The 6,163-nt window shown below is 40.6% G+C and carries 5 protein-coding genes; all 5 read right to left on the reverse strand.

What is annotated here, in order from left to right:
* Positions 1-113: 113 nt before the first annotated feature.
* The 5 genes from B2Z67_RS02345 to B2Z67_RS02365 are packed head-to-tail and all read right to left on the reverse strand — an operon-like array spanning position 114 to position 5,999.
* Positions 114-1,145 carry a glycosyltransferase family 4 protein gene (locus B2Z67_RS02345; RefSeq protein ID WP_291528213.1) on the reverse strand — a complete coding sequence of 344 codons (1,032 nt, stop codon included), beginning with the start codon at positions 1,143-1,145 and terminating at the stop codon, positions 114-116.
* Positions 1,142-2,443 (reverse strand): lipid II flippase MurJ, encoded by a 1,302-nt coding sequence (locus B2Z67_RS02350; protein ID WP_291528214.1) that lies wholly within the window; start codon positions 2,441-2,443, stop codon positions 1,142-1,144. Before B2Z67_RS02350 ends, B2Z67_RS02345 begins: the two co-directional genes overlap by 4 nt.
* Complete coding sequence (locus B2Z67_RS02355; RefSeq protein WP_291528215.1) at positions 2,418-3,620, reverse strand: hypothetical protein; 1,203 nt, start codon at positions 3,618-3,620, stop codon at positions 2,418-2,420. The genes B2Z67_RS02350 and B2Z67_RS02355 overlap by 26 nt, the downstream gene beginning before the upstream one ends.
* A gap of 5 nt (positions 3,621-3,625) precedes the next feature.
* On the reverse strand, positions 3,626-5,182 hold the full coding sequence (locus B2Z67_RS02360; protein WP_291528216.1) for a GumC family protein: 1,557 nt from the start codon (positions 5,180-5,182) through the stop codon (positions 3,626-3,628).
* A 13-nt stretch (positions 5,183-5,195) separates the two neighbouring features.
* On the reverse strand, positions 5,196-5,999 hold the full coding sequence (locus B2Z67_RS02365) for a polysaccharide biosynthesis/export family protein (protein ID WP_291528217.1): 804 nt from the start codon (positions 5,997-5,999) through the stop codon (positions 5,196-5,198).
* Positions 6,000-6,163: the final 164 nt, after the last annotated feature.

A 6,163-nucleotide genomic window follows, 5' to 3' on the forward strand; every position in this document is an offset into this window, starting at 1 on the left:
TAGAGTTATGATTAATAGGTATTTGTTTTACCTACCACCTCCCCCCTGACGGGGTACTCCTCCTCCCAGGAGGAGGAGAATAGAGATACCACTAATAATCAACAAGCAAAACTTTATTCAGTATATAAATTCGCATAGTTTTCCGCCATTTTAATATAATCAAAGTTTGTAAGCGCATATTCTCTGCCCTTATCAGAAACCCGCAAAGCCTCTTCATAGTTACTTATTATTTGCTGTAACATCCGGCAGAGATTATCCGCATCACCACACATGAAATAATAACCGAATGCGCCTTCACCTATAACTTCTAACGGAGCCGCCAGGTTTGATACAAGTACAGGAATCCCGGCTACCATCGCTTCTGCGATAGTAAGCCCAAAACCTTCACTTAGCGAAGGTTGTACCAATAGCTGATAATCACATAAATGCCGGTATATCCATTTTATATTGCGATATCCTAAGAAACGTACCTGATTCTCTAAATTTAGTTTTCCGGTCATTTCCATTAGGTATCCGTAAGAACTGCCATCACCGACAAAATCAACAGTCACGTAGGGAGAAGACAATTTATGCAGAGCTTCCAATAACAGGTGTTGCCCCTTGACTGTATGTTCCAATCTACCGACTTGTACAATACGGAAGTTTGGTTTACTGCCGGAAGCATCTCTTTTCACATGTTGAATTGCAGATGTCGAGATACCGTTATATACCATATCCGGTTTCATAAAACCTCTCTTCTCCGTATTGCAAGCCACTGCTTTGGAAATAGCTACTGTCCGGTCGTATCGCTCAATCCCCGTTAACGGCAAATCAGTTGCATGGATAGTTAATAGCGTATAATAAAAACGGCTGATTGGAATATAAAGAACCGCATCCGCATCATGTATATGGAGAACATCCGGACGAAATTTCAAAATACACCAATTCAGCCGTAGCACATCAAAAATATTACGGCTTCCTTTTTTCCGATTGATACAAAACTGTGGTATCCGGTCATCTAACTCATCCAATAAATCTTGAGAATATAGATTGTTGATAATGCATAACCCTACCCGATTCCTTTTCACCTGATGGTTAGCCAGAGTAATCACCATGCGCTCAGCGCCACCTGCATTGAATGAATATATTATGTGTAGAATCCTCATTTTATTTTCTTTAGCAAGTAAAATATACAGGTTATAATAATGACCGCTTTCAATGTCTCCGTTACTACCTCTGTCTCTGCATATCCGTTAGCCCCTTTTTGCATAATGAACCAATAATACATGGTACAAGTCAGCAGGTTTGCCGGTATCATAATCATACCGTACACTTTTACTTTTTGCAATGCATATAGCATACGGGAAGATACGGAGATAATAATGGAAAAGGGAATACCGATAATCAAGATACCCAAAATATCAATAAATAGAGAAATATTTTCGGAAGTCATTGCTCCCTGTCCAAAGAATATTTCGATGATAGGTATGCGGAATAAGAAGAACAAGACAGCGCCCACTACACTCAGTAAAACAGTTTTTCCGGCAACAGATATGAACGTCCGGCGCATTTCCCTTAAAGCACGTAACGAATATAGTTCACTTAGTTTGATTTGCAGCACTGCAAACAATTGAACCAATAGATTCATCGGCGCCTGGAGCAGTTTGGTAGCGTAAGTCACTACGGTTATTGTTCCCGGATAAAACATGGAAAGCAGATATAAAGGGAACATCGCAGTAAAAGCCACAACAGAATGATTAACAAATACAGTACTGATATCACTGAAACTTCTTCTAAGGTGAGTAAACGAAAAACAAGCGTAACTCCACGATAAATTACGCTTCATGAAGATTACCAACCATATAAAGTTAATGAACGTGGCAACACTGAAACCAATAGACAAAGCAGCGACACTCCAATATTCATGAAACAGTATAACGAAAACGATAATAAACAAATTGTTTATTACGGCTATCAACTGAGGAAATGTGAAATATTTATGTGATGCCAGTATTTCAGCATAAACAATATTGAATATATATGGCAGAGATGCCGGCAACAGTATATATAATAACCGGATATGTTCACGAATATCACTTTCCGAAAAATTAGATAAGAGGCGAACACTGTTTTCGCCTGCAGCCGCTGCAATAATGATAATCAGAATTATGATGCATGAGATAGTATATAAAAAGGCGTTTAAGTAACTATTTTCCTCGTGAGCTGAGAATTGATTGCGTAACTGCATCGAACGGGGAATCAAAACCGACGAAACAATGGCCTGAATAATTTCGCACCCAGCAATAATACCGCCGAATAAGTAAAAATAGATATCTGTTCCCGTTCCTGCTCCCAGATAATACGCAATCAGGAAGTTCTGAATAAAAGCGATGAATTTTACCACAACACTCAGGCCGGCGGAGTATATCGCCCCTTTCTTATATGTGTCCGTGCGAAGTTTCATGGCTATATTTCATTTCTTTAAGAGTAATGGCTGTAATAATCAGGATAAATAATCCACGATTATGAGTAAAGGTAGTGTCGGCAATCCCTTCGATAAGGAAGAATAAAAAAGATAATAACAGTATCATCCACTGTTTCCGGTTGTGAGCAGAAACACAACAATACCCTTTACGAAGAATAAGCACCCAAAAAGTAATATACAAGATAACACCCGCAATCCCGAATTGAGCTAATGAAGGATAAAAAGCGTCACATATAAAGAAGCCTGTACTACGGGATATACCCCACAATTGGTCGATTCCATAGATTTCATAGATTGCCGAGTAATACTCTCCCGACGCATAACTTCCAAAACTGCCCAAACCACTGCCGAATGGAAAATAATCATATAGAATACGTCCGGATGTAAGCATCATGGCGGGACGGCTCCACATTTCGCGGGAGTTCATCATACCATCTACATAGTACAGAATTATTTTATCTCTAACCAACCATACAACAAGAAGAAATAAGCAAAATACGATCCCGGAATCTTTCCAGCTAAAACGCAACTTCCCTCCTGATTTACTATATATCAATAGAAATACGGCTATAAGCCAAAAACCATAAAACTTGGAACGCGTAGAGAAAATACCTGCACTGAGCAATAAAACAAAAACAAGTACATCACTCCATGTGTACGTACTGCAATAGAGGAACAGGAAAGCCGTAGCCGTAGCCGCTGTAGCCAAACGGGAAGGATGTCCGAATACGGGATAAATATGATTCGTCAATCCTACAATTACGATCAGTCCTCCTATGATTAAGCATAGAATACATATAAAACGCTTTTGAGCCGATGTTAATTGAGGAGCAATCAGATAAGCGCAATAAAAGCCAATGAATGGTTTGATTTGGATTAGCAAATCCTTAATTATAGCTCCGGATACATTTGAATGAATTATAAACGAATAAATCGTATAAAACAGAAAGATACAGATGATAGTCATAATAGGTATAGCTTCTCTCCAATTCTTTCGTTCCCACAGTATCAGGGCGGCAAAAAAAGCGAGAAACAATGCCAGCAGTTCGTCTGTGTACTTAAATCCGATGCAATCATAAAGTATAACCCCAAAGATATAGCCCATTACCAAAAAGATAAAGAACAGGTTATTCTTTGAGAATACCAATGAGGACATAACAATTATTTTTTGGTAAATATAAATACCCGCAGACTAATAGCTATTAATGAAATAATACATGCTATTACAAATGCAATAGATAACACAACGGCTTTTCTCGGATAAACCGCTTTTGCTGAACTATATGCCGCATCCACTACCCTGCCAGCCTGCTCATCCGGCGAATTCACCAATTCCTTCTCTTGCAACTTCTGCATGAGAAAAAGGTATATCGTTTCCTTTATTTTCTGCCGGCGTTTCATTTCAATATACTCCCGTTCCTGTGTGGGTAGAGCGTTCAACCGGTTACCGAACGTATCGTTCTTCTTTTTAATTTCTTCCAGGCTCACACGAATGCTTCTTCGGGCGGCATCTATAGCCTCCATCAGCATTTTTCGTTGTTCCGTTAATTGCGTATCTGCAAGAGTCAAAGCCGGATTGCCTTTTTCGGAAGAAAGGAGCAAACGCTGACGGTCAAGTACCAACTGGTTGTAAAGCGTGATTGCTTTATCCCCTACTCCTTCGATTATCGGAACGGATGCATATTCATTTTCCGGATTTTTCATATACTCCAGTACATAATCCAGCATCTTTAACCGGGCTTCCGTTCCTAAAATAGCACTTTCCAATTCTCGTTGTCCAGAGATAGCAGCGTTGGCATACAACGCCGGTTCGGGAATGTTATTCTGCTTTTTGTAAGTTTCAATCTCATGCTCCAGATAGACAAGTTCCGCAGTAACAGAGTCTAAGCGTTCCTTTACGAAATTAGCGTTCTGATTAGTCTCTTTCACTTTAACATTGCGGGAATATTGGTTGAAGGCCGCCATCAACGTATTCAGAAAATCACAACCGCGCTGCTTATGTTCATTGTCAAAACTCAGTAATATTATATCTGAAACAGTTTCCTGCGCTCCGGCATACACGTCTTCGTATAAATCTTCATATACTTTCTGGAGTGGAGTAATTTGGCAGGTAATTGTTTGTTCTCCGGTAATTGCCATATCTTTATTCGGAACAATCATGATTGCCCCGACCGGCAGTGACATACGAAAAGGCAACAATTGTTCTTGCAATTTTACGGTTTCAAACAGTTTCGACTCTATTTTTGCTGATTGTATTTTACCGTCCGATAATGTCAATTTCATTTTTACAGGCTCACTGACAGTATCCAGAAACTGTTCGGGAAACAGAAAACTGATTGGGCTGTCCTTCCCATAAAGCAATACATTCTTCAGTCCGCGGCGTTGACGCACTTCAACCTGATATCCGGTTTGAAGAATAGCTTCCGTTATGTTGGTACGCGACATTAATACAATGACTTCATCTTCAACGCTGATACCCGAGTTGCTACCGCCCAATAAAGCGCCTATGCCACTGTTCTTCAGCATCTTCAATTCGGACATCATTCCCTGGTTGTCATTTACCAATTGCATCCGCGCCGTGAATTCATATTTCCGGGGTGTAACCAACACAAAAAGTATGGCGCCAATCAGACACACAAAGCCAATTGGAATATAGATTTTCCAGTATCCGAAGAATTGTTTCAAGAGCGTTCCGATATGTATGTTTTCGTCGTTCATAAACTGAGGGGAATTACTTAACCAATAATGCAATAGCCAGTGACGCCAATACCGACAAAGCACTGATTACAGTGGATGCCAGCGATATATTGAATTGCCCGCTTTGGCTATACTTGGCATTTCCTTTCCTTGCCTTATTCGGTTCTACATAGAGGACATCGTTTTGTTGCAGATAGTAATAAGGAGATGTCAGCGTCCCGGCAGATGTAAGGTCGAAACGGTGAAACTCCTTTTTCCCATTATTGTCACGAATCAGAAGTACGTTGGTGCGATTGCCGTAAATGGTGAGGTCTCCTGCCAGTCCGAGCGCATCGAGGACGGACAAACGTTCATTGGGCACATTTACCGTTCCGGGTCTGTTTACTTCACCCAGCACGGAGACTTTGAAGTTGCGTATCTGTATCGTGACAATCGGAGATTTGACGTAAGCGGAAACTTTCTCAGTCAGCACATCTGTCAGTTCATTCCGTGTCATACCGGCAATATGCAACTTTCCAAGTACCGGGAAATCAATCTCACCGCCGGAGTTAACCAGATACGTATGAAGCACGGGCGTAGAAACCACATTGGTTTCTCCCGGAGCCAGATAACTGGCAAGTGGCATATTGAATGCTGCAACTGCGCTGGGGTCTGTACCCGACACGATTATGGATAGTTGGTCATCGGGTGCTATACGTGGAGCGTAATTCACCGGTTCCCCGGCAATAGCTGCCGGTTGATTATCCAAATCCTGAAAATAGGTAATGCTATTGTCTGTTGTTTTACACGACACCAACAATAAGAGCGAAAGGACAGGTACCAGCGTTTTAATCTTCATTTTATATATTATCATGATTGGTCACAAAAATAATCCTTTTATGTCAATAAACGTTAGTCTTACTGGTTTATTGTTCGATTTGTCCCTAAATACCATCTTTCATCCGCAGATGACGCAGATTACACGGATTTAGGTTTTAAATAAATCCGTGTAATCTGCGTCAT

Origin of the sequence: Bacteroides sp. UBA939 (genome assembly GCF_002293435.1) — a bacterium.
Lineage (GTDB): Bacteria > Bacteroidota > Bacteroidia > Bacteroidales > Bacteroidaceae > Bacteroides.

Bases quoted from the DNA above. Each gene is read 5' to 3' on its own strand.
- B2Z67_RS02345 (WP_291528213.1), bottom strand. From the start codon at position 1,145: ATGAGGATTCTACACATAATATATTCATTCAATGCAGGTGGCGCTGAG.
- B2Z67_RS02350 (WP_291528214.1), bottom strand. From the start codon at position 2,443: ATGAAACTTCGCACGGACACATATAAGAAAGGGGCGATATACTCCGCC.
- B2Z67_RS02355 (WP_291528215.1), bottom strand. From the start codon at position 3,620: ATGTCCTCATTGGTATTCTCAAAGAATAACCTGTTCTTTATCTTTTTG.
- B2Z67_RS02360 (WP_291528216.1), bottom strand. From the start codon at position 5,182: ATGAACGACGAAAACATACATATCGGAACGCTCTTGAAACAATTCTTC.
- B2Z67_RS02365 (WP_291528217.1), bottom strand. From the start codon at position 5,999: ATGAAGATTAAAACGCTGGTACCTGTCCTTTCGCTCTTATTGTTGGTG.